The sequence below is a fragment of the Streptomyces aurantiacus JA 4570 genome (assembly GCF_000414115.1).
GTDB lineage: Bacteria > Actinomycetota > Actinomycetes > Streptomycetales > Streptomycetaceae > Streptomyces > Streptomyces aurantiacus_A.
Window position 1 is genome coordinate 1 of the sequence record NZ_AOPZ01000554.1, and the last position, 209, is coordinate 209.

The following is a 209-nucleotide window of genomic DNA, read 5'->3' on the forward strand; positions in this document are numbered from 1 at the left end:
GTCGAACCCGACGTGTAGATCACGTAGGCGAGGTGGGACGGTGTCAGGCCCGGCGCCGAGAGGTCGTCCCCGGTGTGCCCGGCCCACTGGTCGGCGTCCGCGCGGACGTCCACGACGGGGATCGAGGGGACGGCGAGACCCTCGGGCAGCGAGCCGTCCTTGACCAGGACACGCGGGGCGCTGTCGTCGAGGATGTGCGCGAGACGGTC

Annotated in this window: 1 protein-coding gene; it reads right to left on the reverse strand. The window is 72.2% G+C overall.

Annotated elements, in window-relative coordinates; translation table 11 throughout:
- A partial coding sequence (locus STRAU_RS38070; RefSeq protein ID WP_037664655.1) for an AMP-binding protein occupies positions 1–209 on the reverse strand: 209 nt, incomplete at both ends.